Here is a 21,286-nt window from a genome sequence, read left to right on the forward strand (position 1 = left end):
TCTGACGTCCCTTCCGCGTTGCTGTTGCGCTGCCGCAAGGCATTGCGTCGGGGGAGGGAAAGTATGGCTGCAAACGCGGCGCTTGGGAAGGGGGTGTGAAAGATTTTTTCACTGCGCCGTCGCCAGACGCGCTTTATGCGATCCACTCCACGCAGTAGATCGCATCGCATACCGCAGATCCCGCTTGGAAGCCACTCGGCAGCGCCTCCGACAGCCGGCGCTTGGCCGCGTATTTAAGCCGAGACCAGGCTCACGCGGGCGAAGGTCCGCTTGCCCACCTGCAGAACACCTTCGAATCCGGGCGCGAAGTTCTGCTGCGGATCCTCGACCACTTCACCGGCGACGCGCACTGCGCGTTCCTTCAGCTTGCGGCTGGCCTCGGAGTTGCTGGCAGTCAGCCCAGCGGCGGTCAGCAACGCGGCGATCCGCAGCCCTTCTGCCGGCACCGTCACTTGCTGCAGCGGCAGTGCGCTGGTGTCGCCCTGCCCGGTCACCACCGCGTGCCAGCCGACGATGGCCTGTTCGGCCGCTGCCGCGTCGTGGAAGCGCGTGGTCAGTTCGCGCGCCAGGCGCAGCTTCACTTCGCGCGGGTGCAGGCTGCCGGCCTGCACCTGCTGTTGCAGCTCCTGCGCCTCGTTCAGGCCGATCTCGAAGGACAGCAGTTCGATCCAGCGCCACATCAGCTCGTCGCCGATCTTCATGGTCTTGGTGACGATGTCGATCGGCGGTTCGCTGATGCCGATGTAGTTGCCCAGCGACTTGGACATCTTGTTGACCCCGTCCAAGCCCTCCAGCAGCGGCATGGTCAGCACGATCTGCGCCGGCTGCCCGTAGTGCTCCTGCAGGCCGCGCCCCATCAGCAGGTTGAACTTCTGGTCGGTGCCGCCCAACTCGACGTCGGCCTTCAGGGCTACCGAGTCGTAGCCCTGCACCAGCGGATACAGGAATTCGTGGATGGCGATGGATTGCTGCGCGGCGTAGCGCTTGGCGAAGTCGTCGCGCTCGAGCATGCGCGCCACCGTGTGCTGGCCGGCCAAGCGGATCATGTCGGCGGCGCTCATCTGCCCGAACCATTCGGAATTGAAGCGCACTTCGGTGCGCTCGCGGTCCAGCACCTTGAACACCTGCTCCTCGTAGGTGCGCGCGTTGGCGAGCACGTCCTCGCGGGTGAGCGGTTTGCGGGTGACGTTCTTGCCGGTGGGGTCGCCGATCATCCCGGTGAAGTCGCCGATCAGGAAGATCACCTGATGGCCGAGCTGCTGAAACTGGCGCATCTTGTTCAGCAATACGGTGTGGCCGATGTGCAGGTCCGGCGCGGTCGGGTCGAAACCGGCCTTCACGCGCAGCGGGCGGCCGGTGCGCAAACGCGCTTCCAGCTCTTCGCGCTTGAGGATTTCGTCGGCACCGCGGCCGATCAGGGCAAGAGACTCTTCAATCGTGGACAAAACGGAACTCCGACGGGTTGCATCCGGACAAACATGAATGGCGTTAAGTGCGAGTTAACCGCGCGGCCGGCGAAAACTTGAGCCGGCTCAATGGTTTGACGCGCTGTTGATCGATGTTTATGGTAGCCGAGTTTTGAGCTCGCGCTTCGGGCTCACGAGGATGCCTTGATGCAGAACAGCGAAAGCGATCAGGAACGCGCGCGCAAGCAGCGCTTCCAGCAACGTCTCCATGTCCTCCACGACACCGCACTGCATCGGCAGCTGACCCAGCACTTCCCCACCGGCCGCTGGACGCGCCGCCACTGGATCCACGCCAGCCTGTTCGCCACCATCGGCGCGCTGGTGGCCACGATCGTGCCCGGCTTCTCCAATGCCATCGACGTGCCGCTGCAGACCACGCACGCGACGCTGCCGCTGCCGTTGCCGCCGATCTCGCTGGCCCAGCAGCAGGGCGTGGCCGGCGACAGCTGGCAGGTGGTGCGCATCCAGCCCGGGCAGACCCTGGGCGCGGTATTCGAGCAGCTCGACATCCCGGCCACGGTGATGCACCAGGTGCTGGATCACCCGGGCACCCGCGAGGCGCTGACCAAGCTGCGCCCGGGCGCCGAGATCGGCTTCGACCTGCCGGTGGCCGGCAGCCTGCGCGGCATCCGCTTCGACCGCGACGCCACTCACCGGGTGGAACTGTCGCTGCTCGGCGATGACATCCGCGAGAAGGTGACCGAGCGCGAGACCAGCACTCGCACTGCGGTCATCAGCGGCGAAATCACCAGTTCGCTGTATGTGGCCGCGCGCAGGGCCGGGCTGTCGCCGTCGGCGATCGCGACGATGACCGACGAGATCTTCAAGTACGACATCGACTTCGACAAGGACCTGCAGCCGGGCGACCGCTTCAGCGTGGTGATGGACGAGACCTGGCGCGAAGGCGAGCGGATCGACACCAGCAAGATCCTCGCTGCGACCTTCACCACCCGCGGCAAGACCTACAGCGGCTTCCGCTTCGAGCAGAACGGCAAGCCGGCCGAATACTTCGACGTCACCGGGCGGCCGCTGAAGAAGAGCTTCATCCGCATGCCGGTGTCCTACAGCCGCATCAGCTCGACCTTCGGCGCGCGCAAGCATCCGGTGCTGGGCACCATGCGCATGCACAAGGGCATCGACTACGCAGCGCCGTCCGGCACCCCGATCATGGCCGCCGGCGATGCCAAGGTGCAGTACGTCGGCACCCAGCGCGGCTACGGCAACGTGGTGATCCTGGACCACGGCAAGGGCTACAGCACGCTGTACGGGCACATGTCGCGCTTCGGCGGCATCAGGGCCGGCCAGCGCATCAACCAAGGCACGGTGATCGGCTTCGTCGGCATGACCGGCATGGCCACCGGTCCGCACCTGCACTACGAATTCCGCGTGGACGGGGTGCAGCGCAACCCGGCGTCGGTGACGATGCCGCCGCCCACGCCGCTGGCCGGTGCGGAGCTGGCCGCGTTCCGTGCGCAAACCTCGCCGGCGCTGGCCCGCATCCAGCGCGTGGAGAAGCTGATCTACGCCGACGCGACGCCGGCGAAGAACGATGCATCGCCGAAGAAGAAGAAAACCGTCGCCTCGGCCAAGCCGGCGTCCAACGACGCCGGCTGAGCCGCACGTCGCGTCCGGGGCCGGCGCCGATTGACGCGCCGCCGCCCCTCGCCCACGCTGCGGCGCTGACCGCTGCCCAGGCCCTGCCATGCCCGAACCGACCGCCATCGACGACGACGCCCTGTTCCTGGGCCTGATGTCCGGCACCAGTGCCGATGGCATCGACGCCGCGCTGGTGCACTTCGGTGCCGATGGCCGAACGCAGCTGCGCCTGGGCCGCACCTATGCCTGGACGCCGCGCCAGCGCGAGGCGTTGATCGCGCTGGGCGAAGGCGGCGACATCGATTCGCTGGACACGCTGGGCCGGCTCGATGCCGAAGTGGCGATCGCCTTCGCCGAGGCCGCGCTGCGCCTGCTCGAGGAAGCAGGGATCGCGCCCGCCGCGGTCCGTGCGATCGGCTCGCATGGGCAGACCGTGCGCCACCGGCCGCTGGCCGATCCTGCTTTCACCTGGCAACTGGGCGACGGCAACCGCATCGCCGAGCTGACCGGCATCGCCACGGTGTGCGATTTCCGCCGCCGCGACGTCGCCGCCGGCGGCCATGGCGCGCCGCTGATGCCGGCCTTCCATGCGGCGATGCTCGGCGCGGCGCACGAGGACCGGGCGGTGCTGAACCTGGGCGGCATCGGCAACCTGACCCTGTTGCCGGCGCACGGCGACGTCCGCGGCTTCGACACCGGCCCGGCCAACGCGCTGCTCGACGCGTGGTGCCAGCGCCACCTGGGCCAGCCCTACGACGCCGGCGGCGCCTTCGCCGCCAGCGGCCAGGTCGACGAGGGCCTGTTGCAGCGCTTGCTGGGCGATCCCTGGTTCGCGCTGGCCCCGCCCAAGAGCACCGGGCGCGAGCAGTTCCACCTGCGCTGGGTGGACGCGCAGCTGGCGCCGGCCGCGCACCCGGCCGCGGCGGTGCAGGCGACCCTGCTGGAACTGACCGCGGCCACCGTCGCCGATGCGCTGCTGGCGCAACAGCCGGCGACCCGGCAGCTGCTGGTGTGCGGCGGCGGCGTGCACAACCCGCTGTTGCTGGCGCGGCTGCAGGCGCGGCTGCCCGGCGTGCAGGTGCTGTCGACCCAGGCGATGGGCCTGGATCCTGACTACGTGGAGGCGATGGGCTTCGCCTGGCTGGCGCGGCAGACCCTGGCCGGGCGGCCCGGCAACCTGCCGTCGGTCAGCGGCGCGCGCGGGCCGCGCATCCTGGGCGCCATCCACCTGGCGTGAGCGGGGCGCTGCGCGGCAGCGGCTCGGTCTGCGCCGATGGCCGCGGCGCGCGGCTCAGAATCCGCTGCCCGCCGGCAGCTCGCGCAGCGCGGCGATGGCCTCGGACAGCACATCCACTTCGGGGTTCTCGAAGCCGCTGCGCACTTCGTGCTCGCTGGCGAACAGGCCCTGCTCGATCAGGCTGAGCACGGTCTGGTGCTGGGTCCAGCCACGGGCCACGGCGATGCGGCGGATCCGATCGACCAGGATGGGGTCGATGTCGCGCAACAGCAGATCGGTCATGCGGACTCCCCAGCGGACGGCGGCGCACCCCATGCGCCGCGCCCATCATCCGCAACTCGCTGGAGGCTTTCAATCACCGGCGTGCCGATGCCTGCCTCGGGGACGCTGCAGCGTTCCCGGGCAGCGCCGACCATCTGCAAGCGTCAGGAAGGCGCAGCGGCCGCGCGGCGGCGCTGCTGGAATATCAGCACCGTGCACAGGATCACCACGGGAATCGCCATCAGCGCGGTCCCGATGAAGAACAGCGCGTACCCTTCCAGCAGCGTGCGCCCTTGCGCCAGCGTCTGCACCGACCAGCCGGAGAAGCCTTTCAGGGCCTTGCCGGGCATGGCGTAGAACGAGCTGAGCAATGCGTACTGAGTGGCGGTGTAGCCAATGCTGGTCAGGCTGGACATGTAGGCGATCAACGCCGTGCCGGCGAAACCATTGGCGAAATTGTCGATCGCCATCGCCGTCGCGAAGCGGGGCAGGTCCGCCCCGTCGTAGGCCAGCCAGGCAAAGGCCAGGTTCGAACACGGGCCCAGGACGGCACCAGCCAGCAACGCGGCCAGCACGCCCCAGCGGACCGAGACCAGGCCGGCAGCGGCGATGCCGAAGAACGTCGCCACCAGGCCCACCGAGCCACGCACGGCGCCGACGGTGTCTTCGGACAGGCCGAGGTCGACGTAGAACGGATTGGCCATAGGGCCCATCACAAAGTCCGCCAGGCGATAAACACTGATCGATAGCAGGATCAGGATAGCGGCGCTGCGGTGTTCCCGGAAAAAGGCAACAAACGGACCGAGCACCGCGTCGAACAAGCCCCGCGGCGTCCACAGCCGCGCCGTTTGCGCCTGCACGGCGGCAACCTCGCGCGCCGGCTCGCGCGCCATCAACACGGCGGCCACGCCCACCGCCATCAGCGCCGCCATGACCTCGTAGGACACCTGCCAGCCTACCCGCGCTGCGATCATCAGGATCAGCGCGTCGGTGACCAGCAGCGCGGTGCGATAGCCCAGCGCCGATGAAGAGGTCAGCAGGCCGAGCTGTTCGCTGTTGTCGGCGATCTCGATACGCCAGGCATCGATCACGATGTCCTGGGTCGAGGCAGCGAAGGCGACCAGGATCGCCATCACGCCGAACACGACGATGTGCTCCCAGGCAAGCCCCAGGAACAGCAGATTCCCGCCCTTGGGCTGGATCAGCGCCATGCCGACCAGACCCACCGCCACCACGATCTGCGACAGCAACATCCAGCCGCGCCGGCGACCGAGCCTGCCGAGCATGGGCACGTCGGTCTTGTCTACGATCGGTGCCCACAGGAATTTCAGCGAATAGGCCAGCCCGACCCAGGAGAGGAAGCCGATCGTGCTCAGGTCCGCGCCTTCCTTCCGCATCCAGAAGCCAAGCGTGTTGCCGACCAGGTACAGCGGCAATCCGGAACTGAAGCCCAGCAGCAGCATCGCCAGTACCTTGCGCTGACGAAGATTGGTCAGCACCTGCTTCCAGGACTGGCGGGGCTTGGCGGCGACGCTCATTCGCGGTAGTCCACCACGAACGGCGCATGGTCGGAGAAGCGCTGCGCGGTGTAGATCGAGCAGCCCTGCAGGCGCTCGCGCAGCGACGGGGTCACGAACTGGTAGTCGATGCGCCAACCGACGTCGTTGGCGCGCGCGGCGCCGCGGTTGCTCCACCAGGTGTAGTCCTGGCCGTCCGGGTGCAGCGCGCGGTAGGCGTCGACCCAGCCGCGGCCGCCGGCCGGGTCGGCCTCCTCGGCACGGTCGGCGCACAGGCCGTTGAGCCAGTCGCGCTCCGGCGGCAGGCAGCCGGAATTCTTCTGGTTGGACTTCCAGTTCTTGATGTCCAGCGCCGAGCGCACGATGTTCCAGTCGCCGCACAGCACGTAGTCGCGGCCGCTGTTCAGCCACTCCACGAGGATCGGCCGCAGCCAGTCCATGACCTGGAACTTGTAGCCCTGGCGCAGTTCGCCCGACGAGCCGGAGGGGATGTAGAACGAGACCACGCTCAGGTTGCCGAAGCGCGCCTCCAGGTAGCGACCCTCCTCGTCGAACTCCGGCCAGCCCAGCGCGGTGCGCACCTCGTCGGGCTCGCGCTTGCTGTAGATGGCCACGCCGCTGTAGCCCTTCTTGGTGCTGGCATCGCGGAACCAGGCCCGGTAACCGTCCGGCAGGAACGCCGGCCCGGCCAGCTGATGCTCCTGCGCCTTGGTCTCCTGCACGCACAGCACGTCGGCGTGCTGGCCGGAGAACCACTCGAAGAAGCCCTTGGTGGCGGCCGAGCGCAGGCCGTTGGCGTTGAAGCTGATGATGCGCATGGAAGAACCAGGATTCGGGATGGGGGGATTGGGGATTCGTGAAAGCGTACCCCATGCGTGGACGCTGCACGGCCGCGACCAGCTATGCTTTCACGAATCCCGTCATCCCCAATCGCGAATCCCTGCACTCCAATGACCGACTACCGGCAACGCTTCCTGCAACTGGCCCTGGACGCGCAAGCGCTGCGCTTCGGCGAGTTCACGCTGAAGTCCGGGCGCCTGAGCCCCTATTTCTTCAATGCCGGGCGCTTCGATTCCGGCGCCACGATGGTGCGCCTGACGGCGTGCTACGCCGATGCGGCCGACGCGGCCGGACTCGATTTCGACCTGCTGTTCGGCCCGGCCTACAAGGGCATCCCGCTGGCGACCGCGCTGGCCTGCGAGTACGCGCAGCGCGACCGCAACCTGCCGCTGGCGTTCAACCGCAAGGAAGCCAAGGCGCATGGCGAGGGCGGCAGCCTGATCGGCGCGCCGCTGGCCGGGCGCCGGGTGCTGATCGTCGACGACGTGATCACCGCCGGCACCGCGATCCGCGAGGCGCTGGCCATCATCCGCGAAGCGGGCGGCATCCCGGCGGGAATTCTGGTCGCGCTGGACCGGCAGGAGATCGCCGGCGAGCACGACCGGCGCTCGGCGGCGCAGGCGGTGGCGGCCGAGGCCGGCATTCCTGTGGTGTCGGTCGCGCACCTGGGCGACCTGCTTGCATTCATCGATGGAAACGCGGACCTTGTCGGCTTCCGCGAACCGCTGCTGGCCTACCGGGCACGCTACGGCTGCGATCCGTCAGGCTGACAGCAGGGGGCTGCCACGATGCCGATCCAACAACGCTGGGGCCGCGCCTTGCCGGCCCTGCTCGTGCTGCTTGCGCTGCCGGCCGCGGCGCAGCCGGCGCCGTCCAAGAAACTGTACTGCTGGAACCAGGGCGGGCAGCGCGTGTGCAGCGATGCGCTGCCGCCGGAAGCGGTGAACCAGGCGCGCGACGAATTCAACGCCAAGAGCGGGCTGCGCAGCGGCGCGGTCGGTCGCGCGCTGAGCGCCGAGGAACGCGCCGCGGCCGCCGCCGATGCCGCGCAGCAGCGCGCCGACCAGGCGGCGCTGGAGACGCGCAAGCGCACCGACCAGGCGATGCTGCTGTCGTTCCAGACCGAGGAGGAACTGCGCCGGGTGTTCTCCGAGCGCATCGGCATCGTCGACAACAACATCAACACCGCGCGCTACAACGTCAACAGCCTGCGCGAGGGCCTGGTCGGCGTGCTCGCCAACGCCGGCACGCGCGAGCTGGCCGGGCAGAAAGTGGCCGGCAAGATTGCCGAGGACGTGCAGCAGCGGCATCGTGCGCTGCTGTGGCAGCTGCGCATGCAGAAGAACTTCGAGCAGCAGCGGCTCGGCCTGGACCAGGAAATCGACGACACGCTGCAACGCTATCGCGCGGCAAAGCGGCCGGGCACGGCCGCGACGACGACCGGCGGCTGAGCGCAGCGCCCGGCCGGAGGCAGCCGGGCGACTACGCATTGCCGCGGCGGCAGGAATGTCGGGCGCTGAAGCCCCAAGTGCAACTGGCCCGCTGCTCACGCGTCTTGTGGGAGCGACTTCAGTCGCGACGAACGAAGCCCACAGGCTTGGGCAGCCCACAGGATGCAGTCGGGGCTAAAGCCCCTCCCACATGCACCCAGCCCGCTGCTCACGCGTCTTGTGGGAGCGACTTCGGTCGCGACGAATGAATCCAGCAAACTTGGAGCGACGCCCAGATGCAGTCGGAGCTGAAGCCCCTCCCACAGTGCACCAGCGGCTGCTCACGCGCCTGTGGGAGCGACTTCAGTCGCGACGAAATGAAGCCAGGAGGCTTGGGGCGGCCCCCGGGATGCAGTCGGGGCTGAAGCCCCTTTCACAGTCCACCCAGCCGGCTGCTCACGCGTCTTGTGGGAGCGACTTCAGTCGCGACGAATGAAGCCCGCCGGCCCCGGCGGCTCTGAATGCAGTCGGGGCCGAAAGCCCCTTCTACAGGAACTACGCGTGGCTGCCGTCACTCGTCGCCGCCGCGGGCGGCGGCACGCCGGGCCGGACGCGCCTCAGAATCCCGGCGCCAGCGACGGCAGCAGCGCCTGCAGTTGGCTGCGGAACAGGTCCTTGATCCGCTCCAGCGCGGCGCTGCTGTCGGCCTCGAACCGCAGCACCAGCACCGGGGTGGTGTTGGACGCGCGCACCAGGCCCCAGCCGTCGGGGAAGTCCGCACGCAGGCCGTCGATGGTGAGCAGCCGCGCGCCCGCGAACGGCGAGTCGTCCTGCTGCGCCGCGACGACCAGCTGCGCGACCAGCGCATGCGCGTCGTGCCCGTCCAGCGGCAGCTTGATCTCCGGCGTGGACACGCTGTCGGGCAGCTCGGCCAGCACCTCGGACGGGCTCTCCTCGCGCTGCGCCAGGATCTCCAGCAGCCGCGCCGCCGCGTACAGGCCGTCGTCGAAACCGTACCAGCGCTCCTTGAAGAAGAAGTGCCCGCTCATCTCGCCGGCCAGCTCGGCATCGGTCTCGCGCATCTTCGCCTTGATCAGCGAATGCCCGGTCTTCCACACCATCGGGCTGCCGCCGTTGCGCAGCACGTAGTCCGACAGCTTGCCGGTGCACTTGACGTCGTAGATCACCAGCGCGCCGGGGTTGCGCTGCAGCACGTCGGCGGCGAACAGCATCAGCAGGCGGTCGGGATAGATCACCGTGCCTTCCTTGGTGACCACGCCGAGCCGGTCGGCATCGCCGTCGAAGGCGATGCCCAGGTCGGCGTCGAAGCGCTTCACCGTCTGGATCAGGTCTTCCAGGTTGTGCGGCTCGCTGGGATCGGGGTGGTGGTTGGGGAAGGTGCCGTCGACATCGCAATACAGCGGGATCACTTCCGCGCCGATCGCCTCCAGCAGCCGCGGCGCCAGTTCGCCGCCCACGCCGTTGCCGGCATCGGCCACCACCTTGAGCGGGCGGTCCAGTTGCACATCGTCGGCGATGCGCTGGATGTAGTCGTCGCCGACGTCGCGCTGCTCCAGCCGCCCCGGTTCGGCGGCGGTCGGCAGGCGGCCTTCGCTGATCCGCGCGTACAGGTCGGTGATCGCCGCGCCGGACAGGGTCTCGCCGCCGACCACGATCTTGAAGCCGTTGTAGTCCGGCGGGTTGTGGCTGCCGGTCACCGCCACGCAGCTGCCGGCGCGCAGATGGAAGCTGGCGAAGTACACCACCGGGGTCGGCGCCAGGCCGATGTCGGTGACGTGGCAGCCGGCGCGGCGCAGGCCTTCGATCAGCGCCGCCGACAGTTCCGGGCCGGACAGGCGGCCGTCGCGGCCGACCACCACCTCGTTCAGCCCCTGCTCCTGCATCACTGCGCCGATCGCCTGGCCGATCAGCGCGGCGACCTGCGGGCTGAGATCGCGGCCGACCACGCCGCGGATGTCGTAGGCGCGGAAGATGGCGGCCGGCACCGTCTGCGCCGGGGCCAGCCTCGCCGGCGCGGCCTCGCCCTCGGGCAACGGCGGTGCCGGCGGCGGCTCCTGCTGCTGCAGGCTCTGGCGCAGGGTGGGCTCCTGCGCGGCGCCCGCGGCGTCGGCCTTGGCGCGGCTGGGCCGCGGCAGGCGGCCGCGCGCGGCCAGCAGCACCGCCAGGGTCAGAAAGCCGAGCAGGCCGGCGACGATCAAGCATGGCAGCGCGTCCAGGCCGAGCGGGCCGGCCTCGGCGTCGGGCAATGCCGCGACCACCCGCAGCCCGGTCTTGCCGATCGGGCGCGACAACGCGTCGCCGTGGTCGGCCAGGCCGCTATCGCCGGCGCCGATCACGTCGTAGCTGCCCTGGCGCAACGCCAGGTAGCCGCTGGCCGGGACCGTGGCCTGCGCCACCGGCGCGGTCAGCACGTGCAGCGGCAGGCGCAGGTAGGCCACGCCTGGGCCCGTGTCCAGGGTCACCGGCGCCGCCAGTCCCAACCGCGCCCCGCCGCCGTCGCGCACCACCGCGCTGGCGACCGCGTCGGTCAGCAGCGCCTTCTCCAGCAGCGCCAGGCGGCCGTAGCCGAAGCGTTCCACGTCGGCGTAGCCGGCGCTCAGGTCGCCGGCCAGCACCTGCGCGTCTTCCGCTTCCTTCCAGCCTTCGCGCAGCGCTTGCGCCGCCGCGGCCGCGTCGCCGCGCGCCAGGGCGGCCTGCGCCGCGGGCTGCCGCAGTTGCTCAGAGAAGCGCTTGCCGGCCGCCGCCAGCGCCTGCGACGTCTGCGCCAGCACCGCGTCGCGCGCCTGCTCCAGCGCTGTGGCGCTATGCGCTTGGCGCCATTGCTGGGCGCCGCTCCAGCCGAACCACGCGGCCAGGATGGCCAGCAGCAGCGCCAGCAGCGGTGCCGCCTTGCGCAAACCGTCCGGCGCCGGCCGCCGTTGTGTTGCCTCGCTCATGCAGACGATCCCCTGTCAGCGCACTCCGGTATGGCCGAATCCACCCGTTCCCCTGGCGCTGTCGGCGAAAGTATCCACCACCTGCAGGGCTACGCGCACGACCGGCATCACCACCAGCTGTGCGATGCGGTCGCCGGGGGCGATGGTGAACGGCTCGCGGCCGCGGTTCCAGACGCTGATCAGCAGCGGTCCCTGGTAGTCGGCGTCGATCAGGCCGGTGCCGTTGCCGAGCACGATGCCGTGGCGATGGCCCAGCCCGGACCGCGGCAGGACCACCGCGCACAGCTGCGGATCGGCGATGTAGATGGACAGTCCGCTGGGGATCAGCGCGGTATCGCCCGGCGCCAGGGTCAGCGGCGCCTCGGTGGCCGCGCGCAGGTCGAGCCCGGCGCTGGCTTCGGTGGCGTAGTCCGGCAGCGGCCAGCTGTCGCCGAAGCGCGGGTCGAGCAGTTTGACCTGCAGCGGGTGCGGCGTCGGGGTGGTCATGCGTGCAGTCGCTCCGCGATCAGGGCCAGCAATTGTTCGGCCAGTTGCGCCTTGGACACGGCCGGGAAGCTCCGTGCGCCCTCCTGCCAATAGGCGGTGGCGGCATTCTGGTCGCTCTCGAAGCCGTTGCCGGCCACGCCCACCTGGTTGGCGATGATCAGGTCCAGGTGCTTGTCAGTGAGTTTGCCACGCGCGTAGCGCTCGATGTCGTGGGTCTCGGCGGCGAAGCCGACCACCAGTTTCAGCGCCTGGGTCTGCGCGGCGACCTCGGCCAGGATGTCCGGGGTGCGCACCAGTTCCAGGGTCAGCATCTCGCCGCTCTTCTTGATCTTCTGCGCGGCGACCTGCTTGGGCGTGTAGTCGGCGACCGCGGCGGTGCCGATGTAGATGTCGGCCGGCAGCGCGCCCAGCACCGCTTCGCGCATCTGCGCGGCCGAGCGCACGTCGACGCGCTGCACGCCGTCGGGCGTGGGCAGGTGCACCGGGCCGCTGACCAGGACCACCGTGGCGCCCTGACGCGCGGCGGCGGCGGCCAGGGCATAGCCCATCTTGCCGCTGCTGCGATTGCCGAGGTAACGCACCGGGTCCAGGTCCTCGTAGGTGGGGCCGGCGCTGATCAGCAGGCGCAGGCCGTGCAGCGCGCCGGAAGCGGCCGTCGCGGGCACCGCAGCGGCCGCGGGGGCATGCGCGGGCGCGGCGCGGCCGCCGGCCAGCGCGGCGACGATCTGCTCCGGCTCGGCCAGGCGCCCAGGACCGGACTCGCCTTCGGCCAGCGGGCCGTCGTTCGGTCCGATCACGCCGGCGCCGCGCTGGCGCAGCGTGGCGACATTGGCCTGGGTGGCCGGATGCAGCCACATGCGGTGGTTCATCGCCGGGCACACGGTCAGCGGCGCGGCGCTGGCCAGGCACAGCGTGGTCACCAGATCGTCGGCCAGGCCGTGGGCGAGCCGCGCCAGCAGGTCGGCGGTGGCCGGCGCCACCAGCACGTGGTCGGCCCAGCGCGCCAGCTCCAGGTGGCCCATCGCCTGCTCGGCGGCGCTGTCCCACAGGCTGGTGCGGGTCGGCTGCGCGGACAGTGCCTGGAAGCTCAGCGGCGTCACGAACTGCTGCGCGCCGGCGGTCATCGCCACCTGCACCTCGGCACCCGCCTCGCGCAGCCGCCGCACCAGTTCCAGCGCCTTGTAGGCGGCGATGCCGCCGCCCACGCACAACAGCACACGCCGCCCCTGCAGGGGCCCCTCGAAAGTACCGGTCACGTCGGGAATGTCCTACCCATGCAAGAACGATTAGCTTACCCGATGGCCCTTTGCGGCCCTGATACCGTTGCGCCATATCGCCCGCCAATCTGGCGATATGCACATATCCGACTGGCCCTGCGACGAACGCCCCCGGGAGAAGCTGCTGGCACGCGGCACCCGGGCCCTCTCCGACGCCGAACTGCTGGCGATCTTCCTCGGCTCCGGCCTGGCCGGCAGCGACGCGGTCCGCACCTCGCGCGACCTGCTGCAGCGGCACGGCCCGCTGCGCGCGCTGCTCGATCGTCCGCCCGGCGAACTGGTCAGGCTGCCGGGACTGGGCCCGGCGCGGGCCTGCCAGCTGGCGGCCGCGCTGGAACTCGGCCAGCGCCACCTGGCCGCCGAACTGGAACGCGGCACCACCCTGACCGACCCGGCCACGGCCGGCCGCTACTTCGCGCAGCGGTTGCGTGCGTGGCCGCACGAGGTGTTCGCGGTGCTGTTCCTGGACACGCAGCACCGCTCGCTGGCGTTCGAGGAGCTGTTCCACGGCACCCTGGACGGCGCCGAGGTGCATCCGCGCGAAGTGGTGCGGCGCGCGCTGACGCACAACGCGGCAGCGGTGATCATCGGCCACAACCATCCCTCCGGGAACCGGGAACCCTCGCCCGCCGACTACGCCGTCACCCAGCGCCTGAAGCAGGCGCTGGGGCTGGTGGACATCCGCCTGCTGGACCACTTCATCGTCGGCGACGGCGCGCCGGTGTCGATGGCGGCGCGCGGCTGGGCCTGAGCCGGGCCTGGAAGTCGCCAAAGCGCTGCGGCCGTCGGGCTCCAGGGCCCGAACACCCGGTCCCGAATCCCGCCGTCGCCGGACGGCCTGAGGTCGGGCTGAACCCGGCGCGGCCCGGGAGGCGGCGGGTCGGGTAAAATCGCCGGTTCCGCGCTTCAAGCAGAGATCACGTGAAATCCCAACTCCGCGCCCTGATCGGTCAAGGCATCGAAGCCTTGCGCGCCAATGGCACCCTGCCGGCCGACACCTTGCCGCCGGACTTCGTGGTCGAGCGGCCCAAGACCCGCGAGCACGGCGACTTCGCCACCAACGTCGCGATGCTGCTGGCCAAGGCCGCGCGCGGCAATCCGCGCGCGCTGGCCCAGCAGCTGGTCGCCGCGTTGCCGGCCAACGACGACGTGACCCGGGTCGAGATCGCCGGCCCTGGCTTCATCAATTTCCACCTCGGGCCCGGCGCCTACCAGCGCGAAGTGCTGGCGGTGATCAAGCAGGGCGAGGACTACGGCCGCAGCCTGGTCGGCAACGGCCGCACCGTGGGCGTGGAATACGTCTCGGCCAACCCGACCGGCCCGCTGCACGTGGGCCACGGCCGCGCCGCGGCGATCGGCGACTGCCTGGCGCGGCTGCTCGACGCCAACGGCTGGAACGCCAAGCGCGAGTTCTACTACAACGACGGCGGCGGCCAGATCGAGAACCTGGCGCGCTCGGTGCAGGCGCGCGCGCAGGGCAAGACCCCCGACAGCCCCGACTGGCCGGAAGAAGGCTACCGCGGCGACTACATCCAGGACGTGGCCAACGCCTACCTGGCCGGCGATTCGGTGGACCTGGAAGGCCATCTGGTCACCGGTGCCAAGGACCCGGACGATCTGGAGGCGATCCGCCGCTTCGCCGTGGCCTATCTGCGCAACGAGCAGAACCACGACCTGGCCGCGTTCGGCGTCGATTTCGACATCTACTTCCTGGAAAGCTCGCTGTACCGCGACGGCAAGGTCGAGGAGGCGGTGCAGAAGCTGATCGCCTCCGGCCACACCTACGAGGAAGGCGGCGCGCTGTGGCTGAAATCGACCGATTTCGGCGACGACAAGGACCGGGTGATGCGCAAGTCCGACGGCAGCTACACCTACTTCGTGCCGGACGTGGCCTATCACCTGACCAAGTGGCAGCGCGGCTACGTGCGCGCGATCACCGAGCTGGGCGCCGACCACCACGGCTCGCTGGCGCGGGTGCGCGCCGGCCTGCAGGCGATGGACCTGGGCATCCCCAAGGGTTGGCCGGAATACGTGCTGCACCAGATGGTCACGGTGATGCGCGGCGGCGAGGAAGTGAAGCTGTCCAAGCGCGCCGGCAGCTACCTGACCCTGCGCGACCTGATCGAGGAAGCCGGCCGCGACGCCACGCGCTGGTTCCTGATCGCGCGCAAGCCCGATTCGCAGCTGACCTTCGACATCGACCTGGCGCGCCAGCAGAGCAACGACAATCCGGTGTTCTACGTGCAGTACGCGCATGCCCGCGTGTGCAGCCTGCTGCGCCAGGCGCAGGAGAAGAAGCTGGACTACGACCAGGCCGACGGCCTGGGCCAGCTGAACCGGCTGAACGATGCGACCTCGCTGGAATTGATGCTGGAACTCTCGCGCTACCCGGAAGTGGTGGAGAATGCGGGGCATGTGCTGGAGCCGCACCTGATCGCGCAATACCTGCGCGAACTGGCGACCGCGTTCCACACCTGGTACCACGGCACCCCGGTGCTGGTGGACGATGCGAGCGAGCGCAACGCCAAGTTGACCCTGGCGGTGGCGGCGCAGCAAGTACTGGCGAATGGCCTGAACCTCCTGGGCGTGTCGGCCCCGGAAAAAATGTGAGTGGAGAAGCGGTAGATGGCAGCACGACGCGGTAAGACGCAGGCGCGACGCAACAGCGGCAACGGCACGCCTGGATGGGTGTGGCTGATCGCCGGCGTGGCGATCGCGGCAGTGGTGTTCCTGGCCGCGCCCGGCCTGTTCAAGAAGGACGGCGACGGCTTCCTGCGCGTGGGCGGCCCGCGCGCCAACCCGGACGCGCAGCCGGCGCCGGTGGCCGATGCCGACGTCGACGCGGCACCGGAACTGCCCAAGCCGGCGGCGACGGCGGCCGGCAGCACCAAGCCCGACGCCAAGAAGGACGCGCAGACCCAGTACGACTTCTACACCCTGTTGCCCGGCAAGGAAGTGCAGATGTCCGACGCCGAACTGGCGGCCAGCGCACGCGCCGAAGCCAACCGCAAGGCCCGCGCGCCGCAGGCGGCCGCCACGCCGGCGACGGCAACCGCGGCGACCGCCACGGCACCGGCGAGCACGGCAGCACTGGCCAATCCGACCCCGCTGCCGGAAACCGCAGCGGCGAGCGCGCCGGCCAGCACCGCCGCCACGTCGGCCAAGCCGTCCGCGGCCGCCACGGCGCCCGCCGCAACCGCTGTCGCCGCGGCGCCGGACAACACCCGCTACATCCTGCAGGCCGGCTCGTTCGGCGCCTCCGGCGATGCCGAATCGACCAAGGCCAAGCTGGCGATGCTGGGCCTGTCGGCGCGCGTGGAGTCGGCGCAGATCAGCGGCAAGACCGTCTACCGCGTGCGCATGGGCCCGTACGGCACCGCCAGCGAACTGGCCGAGGCCAAGCAGAAGCTGACCGGCAGCGGCCTGCCGGCGATCGCGATCAAGGCGCAGTAAAGCCGGGATTGGGGATTCGGGATTCGGGAGAAGCAACGTCTCCCACATTCCTTGCGACTCGTTGGCTTACGACATCCGTGAATTGCCTCGCCTGTCGCGAGCGCAACTGACGGCCGCCTGGCTGCGACGGCCGTCGGCAGGCGCACGCATCGGCGCCGCTTTCGCTTTTTCTAATCCCTAATCCCTAATCCCTAATCCCTAATCCCGGCTCCTAGCCACCTGGTAGCCGGCGAAGGACTGCGTCACCGGCATGATTTCCAGCCGATTGATGTTCAGGTGCGGCGGCAGCGTGGCGACCCAGAAGATCTGCTCGGCGATGTCCTCGGCGGTCATCGGCTGCGCGCCGTGGTACAGCTTGTCCGACGCGCCCTGGTCGCCATGGGTGCGGACCAGGGTGAACTCGGTCTCGGCCATGCCCGGCTCGATCGCGGTCACGCGCACGCCGGTGCCGTGCAGGTCCGAGCGCAGGCCCAGCGAGAACTGGCTGACGAAGGCCTTGGTGCCGCCATAGGCATTGCCGCCCGGATACGGGTACAGCGCGGCCACCGAACTGATGTTGATGATCGCGCCGCGGCGCTGGATCAGCGTCGGCAGCAGGCGATGGGTCAGGGTCACCAGCGCGGTGATGTTGGTGTCGATCATCGTGCGCCAGTCGTCCAGCAGCGCCGCCTGCGCCGGCGCGGTGCCCTGCGCCAGGCCTGCGTTGTTGACCAGCAGGTCGATGCCGCGAAACGCGTCCGGCAACTCGGCGAGCATCGCGTCGAGCGCGGCTTCGTCGCGGATGTCGAACGCCGCCACGTGCACGCGCTCGGCGCCGAACTCGGCGAGCAGCGGCTGCAGGCGCTCGGCGCGGCGGCCGGTGGCGATCACGCGCCAGCCGGCGGCGACGAAGCGGCGCACGGCGGCGGCGCCGAAACCGGAGGTGGCACCGGTGATCAGGGCGGTCTGGGTCATTGGGGGCCGGGAATGGGAAGTGGGGGGAATCGGGAATGGTAAAAGCAAACAGGCAAAGCGGGGTGCTGTTAGCTCAATCGCCGCTTGCCGGCATGGACACGTGGCCCACGGCATAGGCTTGACCGACGTCCGGCGACGGCGGCGGCAGATCGCGCCAAAGCCGCAGGCGCAGCAGGTTCCAGCCGTGCGGCTCGTAGGCGCTCACCGTGGCCAGCGCGCCTGCGGCAAGATCGCCCCTCGCCCGCTCTGACTCGCGTTCGCCCAGCGTTTCGAGCGCGTCGGCCTCGGAGATCGCGGCGATCTCGCGCCGGGCGTAGCGGGCGCCGCGCAGGTCTGCGTGCAGATGCGCAGCGCACACCGTCCACAGTTGTACCGCAGGCCGTCCGAACGACGCGGTCAGCGCGCGGAACGCGGCGCCGGCGAGGAAATCGCGCATCGCCTCGGCATCGCGCCACAGATAGAACGGCGCATACAGGTTGCTGTAGCTGGACAGCGCGCGATCGCCGCGATCGGCACTGAGGTAGGCCTTGAACGCCAGTCCCGGCAGGCCGTCCAGCAGCGGTCCCTTGTCGGCGATGCGGCGCTGGATGATGGCCATGTCGTAGTCGGCCGGCAACGCGATGCTGTACTGCATGGCGATCATGCGTCGTTCTCCGCTGCCACGATCCCGGCACGGCCGCCGCCGAAGGACCAGTCCTGCGCTTCGGTGGTGACGATGTTCACCATCACGTCTTCCGCTGCGATGCCCGGCGCGATCGCCAGCAGCTCCACCAGGCGCCGGTAGAACGCGCGCTTGCAGGCGTCGCTGCGCGGCCGCCCTGCGGTGATCGCGATCAGCACGAAGGCATCCGAGCGCGGTCCGCCCAGGTAATGGCGGTCGAACACAAGTTCCCCCGGATCGTGCTGGTGGATGACCTGGAAGCAATCGCCGGCGGGCACGTCGAACGCCTCGTGCATGGCCTGGTAGACGCTGGCGGAGAGGGCGCGCAGATAGTCGGGCGAAGTTCCGCGATGCAGCGAGATGCGGGCGTAGGGCATGGGATGTCTCCTGTTTGGGGAATCAGGCGGCCGGCGCTGCCGACGCGGTCGCGGCACGCAGCAGCGGCAGCGCCGCGGCGGCGCACGGCCAGCCGGCGTAGAACGCCAGATGGGTGATCGCTTCGGCCAGTTCGTCGCGGCGCAGGCCGTTGTCCAGCGCGCGGCTCAAGTGGAACGGCAACTGCTGCGGCCGGTACAGCGCGACCAGCGCCGCCACCGTGACCAGGCTGCGTTCGCGCGGCGACAGCGCGGGGCGCTGCCACAGGTCGGCGAACAGCACCTCGTCGGTCAGCTGCGCGAACTTCGGCGCGATGTCGCCGAACAGGGCCTGGCTGGAGGTAGGAAGATCGGACATGGGCGCCTCGCGCTCGGATTGACTGCGGACAGGCTAGCGGCCGAAGATGGTCCTGAAAATCGGGAAATTCAGCAGTAACAATTCGATAAAACAGGATCGACACCATGCGCCGCATCACCTTCGATCTCGATGCGCTGCGCAGCTTCGTCGCCGGCATCGAACTGGGCAGCTTCGCCAAGGCGGCGGATCGGCAAGGGCGCTCCACGTCCGCGATCAGCGCGCAGTTGAAGAAGCTGGAAGAACAGGCCGGCCAGGCGCTGCTGCGCCGCAGTGGCCGCGGGCTGGCGCTGACCGACGCCGGCGAGATCCTGCTGGGCTATGCACGGCGCCTGCTGGATCTCAACGACGAGGCCGCCGCTGCGCTGCACGGCTCCGTCCTGCAGGGCTGGGTCCGGCTCGGACTGCAGGAGGATTTCGGCGAACGCATGTTGCCCGACGTGCTGGGCCGTTTCGCCCGCGCCCACCCCAAGGTGCGCATCGAAGCGCGCATCGCGCGCCATCAGGAACTGCTGGCCCGGATCGAATCCGGCCAGTTGGACCTCGCATTGGTCTGGGACGCGGGAACGGCGTCGGCGCATCGCCAGCCGCAGGCCGCCTGGCCGATGCGCTGGATCGCGGCGGCGGATGCCCCGCCCCCGGATGCGGCCGGCTGGAACAGCGACACGCCGTTGCCGCTGGTGATGCTGGACGCGCCGTGCCTGCTGCGCACGGCCGCGACCACGGCGCTGGACCGGGCCGGCATCCCGTGGCGCATCGCCTTCACCAGCGCGAGTCTGGGCGGCGTGTGGGCCGCGGTCCGCGCCGGGCTGGGACTGACCTTGCGCACGCCGGCCGGCCTGCCCGAATCGCTGACGCTACTGCCGCCGGGGGCAGGCGGCCTGCCGCTGATGCCGGTGCTGGGCCTGAACCTGCATCGCGCCGACGCAGAGCCGGCACCGGCGGTGGCGCGCCTGGCGGAGATCCTGCAGCAGCGCCTGCACGAGGCGCGCGTGGCGCACGCCGATCCGGGGTGAGCCCGTACCGCAGTACGGCGCACGAGCGGCCAGCACCGCGCCTGCGCGCAAACGACAATGCGGCCTAAGCAGCCACCGGCACCTCGGCAGGCCTGCGCTGCAGGCGTTCGCGCAGGCGCAGGAACGGCTGCTCCACCGCGTAGTGCAGCAGCGCGGCGGCCAGCAGCGCCATGCCCGCATACGTTGCGAACGCGAGCAACCCGCGCCCGTCGAGCACGGCGCCGAACCAGACCTGGGTGAGATGGAACACGGCCTTGTGGGTCAGGTACAGGCTGTAGGAGATCGCCGCCAGCCAGGCCGCGCCCGGCACCGCGCGGCGGCCGAGCACGCCGTGCAGCGAGGCGCCGGCGCAGACCAGCAGCGCCAGCCCCAGCGACAGCAGCGGCCAGCCGATCGCGTTGCCGAGCAGGCCGGTGCGTTCGCGGAACAGCCACATCGCCGACGCGCAGACCACCAACCCGGCCAGCGCCACCGCGTTCGCGTGGCGCTGCAGCCGCTGCCAGTGCTGCGGCCGGAACACCTTGAGCACGGCCAGCACCACACCGGCCAGCAGGCCGTCGAGCCGGTTCCAGGTCGGGTAGTAGAGGTCCTCGATGAACCAGTTGCGTTGCAGCCCGTCGCCGACGCGGTCCAGCGCGCTGTCGTGCAGCCAGGTCGCCGTGCGCAGCGCGATGCCGGCCAGCACCACGGCGCTGCACAGCGCGACGAAGCGCGGCGCCGACGGCCGCCGCATCGACAGCGCCGCCAGCAGCGGGAACACCAGGTAGAAATGCTCCTCCACGCACAGCGACCAGGCGTGCGAGAACGCCTGCTGGTTGCCGTAGTCGATGCCGAGATTCAAGGTGAAACTGGCGAACATCCACCACGGCGCGATGCCCGGCGCTTCGCGGAACCCGGGCCAGGCCAGGTACAGCGCCAGCACCACGGCGAAGGCCGGCAGGATGCGGAACGCGCGGCGCAGGTAGAAATCGCCGTAGCGCAGCGGCGCGCCACGCGCCAGCGGCGCCAGCACCTGGCCGCCGATCAGGAAGCCGCTGAGCACGAAGAACAGGTCCACGCCCATCCAGCCGTAACGCGACAACCAGGCCCAGTCCGGCCCCAGGCCGCCGACCACGAACGAGTGGAACAGCATCACCCACACGATCGCCAGCGCGCGCAACAGATCCAGTCCGGGATAGCGCATCGCGTCGCGGGGTGATGAAAGGGGCGCTCAGCTTACGGGCGCGTGCCGACCCCCGTCCATCGGCGGCGCGTCGTCGGCCGGCATCGGTCGGGAGCATGGCGACGGGTCAGGCGGCTGCGGCAACGGTTCGCAGCCACGAGAGGCCGAAACGGGCGGCGACTGCAATGAAGATCGGGAGCGTCGCGCCCGCGCGCTGCACTCCGGCCACATGGTTGTGCCCGAT

The 21,286-nt window shown here is 70.0% G+C and carries 20 protein-coding genes; 8 read left to right on the forward strand and 12 right to left on the reverse strand.

The genetic code is table 11. The annotated features are described in order from the left end of the window. Positions 1–233: 233 nt before the first annotated feature. Positions 234–1,445, reverse strand: coding sequence for a tyrosine--tRNA ligase (gene tyrS, locus NUG20_RS19560; protein WP_263396045.1), 1,212 nt, complete (start codon positions 1,443–1,445; stop codon positions 234–236). A 168-nt stretch (positions 1,446–1,613) separates the two neighbouring features. Here tyrS and NUG20_RS19565 point away from each other — a divergent pair, with 168 nt between their 5' ends. After that, entirely contained in the window at positions 1,614–3,080 is a 1,467-nt protein-coding gene (locus tag NUG20_RS19565; protein ID WP_263396046.1) for a M23 family metallopeptidase, read from the forward strand. Positions 3,081–3,168: 88 nt separating this feature from the next. Continuing rightward, positions 3,169–4,299 carry an anhydro-N-acetylmuramic acid kinase gene (locus NUG20_RS19570; protein WP_263396047.1) on the forward strand — a complete coding sequence of 377 codons (1,131 nt, stop codon included), beginning with the start codon at positions 3,169–3,171 and terminating at the stop codon, positions 4,297–4,299. 54 nt (positions 4,300–4,353) lie between these two features. Here the strand turns inward: NUG20_RS19570 and NUG20_RS19575 are convergent, their stop codons facing one another. The 3 genes from NUG20_RS19575 to NUG20_RS19585 all read right to left on the reverse strand — a co-directional run bounded on the left by NUG20_RS19575 (position 4,354) and on the right by NUG20_RS19585 (position 6,895). After that, the gene (locus NUG20_RS19575) at positions 4,354–4,581 is read right to left on the reverse strand and encodes a hypothetical protein (protein ID WP_263396048.1); all 228 of its coding nucleotides are present in this window, start codon (positions 4,579–4,581) and stop codon (positions 4,354–4,356) included. Positions 4,582–4,724: 143 nt separating this feature from the next. Next, positions 4,725–6,098, reverse strand: coding sequence for an AmpG family muropeptide MFS transporter (locus tag NUG20_RS19580; protein ID WP_263396049.1), 1,374 nt, complete (start codon positions 6,096–6,098; stop codon positions 4,725–4,727). Next, the gene (locus tag NUG20_RS19585) at positions 6,095–6,895 is read right to left on the reverse strand and encodes an exodeoxyribonuclease III (protein WP_263396050.1); all 801 of its coding nucleotides are present in this window, start codon (positions 6,893–6,895) and stop codon (positions 6,095–6,097) included. The genes NUG20_RS19580 and NUG20_RS19585 overlap by 4 nt, the downstream gene beginning before the upstream one ends. A gap of 132 nt (positions 6,896–7,027) precedes the next feature. Here NUG20_RS19585 and pyrE point away from each other — a divergent pair, with 132 nt between their 5' ends. Both pyrE and NUG20_RS19595 read left to right on the forward strand, forming a co-directional pair. Next, positions 7,028–7,687, forward strand: coding sequence for an orotate phosphoribosyltransferase (gene pyrE, locus NUG20_RS19590; RefSeq protein ID WP_263396051.1), 660 nt, complete (start codon positions 7,028–7,030; stop codon positions 7,685–7,687). A gap of 18 nt (positions 7,688–7,705) precedes the next feature. Beyond that, complete coding sequence (locus NUG20_RS19595) at positions 7,706–8,368, forward strand: hypothetical protein (RefSeq protein ID WP_263396052.1); 663 nt, start codon at positions 7,706–7,708, stop codon at positions 8,366–8,368. 596 nt (positions 8,369–8,964) lie between these two features. Here NUG20_RS19595 and NUG20_RS19600 read toward each other — a convergent pair. The 3 genes from NUG20_RS19600 to coaBC are packed head-to-tail and all read right to left on the reverse strand — an operon-like array spanning position 8,965 to position 13,046. Continuing rightward, on the reverse strand, positions 8,965–11,304 hold the full coding sequence (locus NUG20_RS19600) for a phosphomannomutase/phosphoglucomutase (protein WP_263396053.1): 2,340 nt from the start codon (positions 11,302–11,304) through the stop codon (positions 8,965–8,967). 15 nt (positions 11,305–11,319) lie between these two features. Then, on the reverse strand, positions 11,320–11,790 hold the full coding sequence (gene dut / locus NUG20_RS19605; protein WP_263396054.1) for a dUTP diphosphatase: 471 nt from the start codon (positions 11,788–11,790) through the stop codon (positions 11,320–11,322). Further along, positions 11,787–13,046: a bifunctional phosphopantothenoylcysteine decarboxylase/phosphopantothenate--cysteine ligase CoaBC gene (gene coaBC / locus NUG20_RS19610; RefSeq protein WP_263396055.1), complete on the reverse strand. Its 1,260-nt coding sequence runs from the start codon at positions 13,044–13,046 to the stop codon at positions 11,787–11,789. Before coaBC ends, dut begins: the two co-directional genes overlap by 4 nt. A gap of 97 nt (positions 13,047–13,143) precedes the next feature. On the opposite strand from coaBC, the gene radC reads away from it, so the two are divergent. The 3 genes from radC (at position 13,144) to NUG20_RS19625 (ending at position 16,520) form a co-directional block, all read left to right on the forward strand. Beyond that, on the forward strand, positions 13,144–13,818 hold the full coding sequence (radC, locus tag NUG20_RS19615; RefSeq protein WP_263396056.1) for a RadC family protein: 675 nt from the start codon (positions 13,144–13,146) through the stop codon (positions 13,816–13,818). Between the two features lie 170 nt (positions 13,819–13,988). Next, positions 13,989–15,677 (forward strand): arginine--tRNA ligase, encoded by a 1,689-nt coding sequence (gene argS, locus NUG20_RS19620; RefSeq protein ID WP_263396057.1) that lies wholly within the window; start codon positions 13,989–13,991, stop codon positions 15,675–15,677. A 15-nt stretch (positions 15,678–15,692) separates the two neighbouring features. Continuing rightward, positions 15,693–16,520, forward strand: a complete 828-nt coding sequence (locus tag NUG20_RS19625; RefSeq protein WP_263396058.1) for an SPOR domain-containing protein — start codon at positions 15,693–15,695, stop codon at positions 16,518–16,520. Between the two features lie 198 nt (positions 16,521–16,718). On the opposite strand, the gene NUG20_RS19630 is transcribed toward NUG20_RS19625, so the two are convergent. From NUG20_RS19630 to NUG20_RS19645, 4 genes are all read right to left on the reverse strand, one after another. Further along, the gene (locus tag NUG20_RS19630; protein ID WP_263396059.1) at positions 16,719–17,474 is read right to left on the reverse strand and encodes an SDR family NAD(P)-dependent oxidoreductase; all 756 of its coding nucleotides are present in this window, start codon (positions 17,472–17,474) and stop codon (positions 16,719–16,721) included. A gap of 73 nt (positions 17,475–17,547) precedes the next feature. Further along, positions 17,548–18,117, reverse strand: a complete 570-nt coding sequence (locus tag NUG20_RS19635) for a DUF4865 family protein (RefSeq protein ID WP_263396060.1) — start codon at positions 18,115–18,117, stop codon at positions 17,548–17,550. Beyond that, positions 18,114–18,512 carry a tautomerase family protein gene (locus NUG20_RS19640; protein WP_263396061.1) on the reverse strand — a complete coding sequence of 133 codons (399 nt, stop codon included), beginning with the start codon at positions 18,510–18,512 and terminating at the stop codon, positions 18,114–18,116. The genes NUG20_RS19635 and NUG20_RS19640 overlap by 4 nt, the downstream gene beginning before the upstream one ends. A gap of 22 nt (positions 18,513–18,534) precedes the next feature. Next, positions 18,535–18,867 carry a carboxymuconolactone decarboxylase family protein gene (locus NUG20_RS19645; protein ID WP_263396062.1) on the reverse strand — a complete coding sequence of 111 codons (333 nt, stop codon included), beginning with the start codon at positions 18,865–18,867 and terminating at the stop codon, positions 18,535–18,537. Positions 18,868–18,971: 104 nt separating this feature from the next. Between NUG20_RS19645 and NUG20_RS19650 the strand changes: the two genes are divergently transcribed. Next, positions 18,972–19,880, forward strand: coding sequence for a LysR substrate-binding domain-containing protein (locus tag NUG20_RS19650; protein WP_263396063.1), 909 nt, complete (start codon positions 18,972–18,974; stop codon positions 19,878–19,880). A 64-nt stretch (positions 19,881–19,944) separates the two neighbouring features. Here NUG20_RS19650 and NUG20_RS19655 read toward each other — a convergent pair whose 3' ends face one another. After that, positions 19,945–21,063 (reverse strand): acyltransferase family protein, encoded by a 1,119-nt coding sequence (locus NUG20_RS19655; protein WP_263396064.1) that lies wholly within the window; start codon positions 21,061–21,063, stop codon positions 19,945–19,947. Between the last annotated feature and the right edge of the window lie 223 nt (positions 21,064–21,286).

Source organism: Xanthomonas sp. CFBP 8443 (genome assembly GCF_025666195.1).
GTDB lineage: Bacteria > Pseudomonadota > Gammaproteobacteria > Xanthomonadales > Xanthomonadaceae > Xanthomonas_A.

Excerpts from the sequence above, each read along its gene's own strand:
- NUG20_RS19655 (WP_263396064.1), bottom strand. The coding sequence starts at position 21,063 with ATGCGCTATCCCGGACTGGATCTGTTGCGCGCGCTGGCGATCGTGTGG.
- NUG20_RS19600 (WP_263396053.1), bottom strand. The coding sequence starts at position 11,304 with ATGAGCGAGGCAACACAACGGCGGCCGGCGCCGGACGGTTTGCGCAAG.
- NUG20_RS19595 (WP_263396052.1), top strand. The coding sequence starts at position 7,706 with ATGCCGATCCAACAACGCTGGGGCCGCGCCTTGCCGGCCCTGCTCGTG.
- NUG20_RS19635 (WP_263396060.1), bottom strand. The coding sequence starts at position 18,117 with ATGATCGCCATGCAGTACAGCATCGCGTTGCCGGCCGACTACGACATG.
- radC (WP_263396056.1), top strand. The coding sequence starts at position 13,144 with ATGCACATATCCGACTGGCCCTGCGACGAACGCCCCCGGGAGAAGCTG.
- pyrE (WP_263396051.1), top strand. The coding sequence starts at position 7,028 with ATGACCGACTACCGGCAACGCTTCCTGCAACTGGCCCTGGACGCGCAA.
- NUG20_RS19645 (WP_263396062.1), bottom strand. The coding sequence starts at position 18,867 with ATGTCCGATCTTCCTACCTCCAGCCAGGCCCTGTTCGGCGACATCGCG.
- dut (WP_263396054.1), bottom strand. The coding sequence starts at position 11,790 with ATGACCACCCCGACGCCGCACCCGCTGCAGGTCAAACTGCTCGACCCG.
- NUG20_RS19640 (WP_263396061.1), bottom strand. The coding sequence starts at position 18,512 with ATGCCCTACGCCCGCATCTCGCTGCATCGCGGAACTTCGCCCGACTAT.
- NUG20_RS19575 (WP_263396048.1), bottom strand. The coding sequence starts at position 4,581 with ATGACCGATCTGCTGTTGCGCGACATCGACCCCATCCTGGTCGATCGG.
- NUG20_RS19625 (WP_263396058.1), top strand. The coding sequence starts at position 15,693 with ATGGCAGCACGACGCGGTAAGACGCAGGCGCGACGCAACAGCGGCAAC.
- NUG20_RS19650 (WP_263396063.1), top strand. The coding sequence starts at position 18,972 with ATGCGCCGCATCACCTTCGATCTCGATGCGCTGCGCAGCTTCGTCGCC.
- NUG20_RS19580 (WP_263396049.1), bottom strand. The coding sequence starts at position 6,098 with ATGAGCGTCGCCGCCAAGCCCCGCCAGTCCTGGAAGCAGGTGCTGACC.
- NUG20_RS19570 (WP_263396047.1), top strand. The coding sequence starts at position 3,169 with ATGCCCGAACCGACCGCCATCGACGACGACGCCCTGTTCCTGGGCCTG.
- NUG20_RS19565 (WP_263396046.1), top strand. The coding sequence starts at position 1,614 with ATGCAGAACAGCGAAAGCGATCAGGAACGCGCGCGCAAGCAGCGCTTC.
- NUG20_RS19585 (WP_263396050.1), bottom strand. The coding sequence starts at position 6,895 with ATGCGCATCATCAGCTTCAACGCCAACGGCCTGCGCTCGGCCGCCACC.
- NUG20_RS19630 (WP_263396059.1), bottom strand. The coding sequence starts at position 17,474 with ATGACCCAGACCGCCCTGATCACCGGTGCCACCTCCGGTTTCGGCGCC.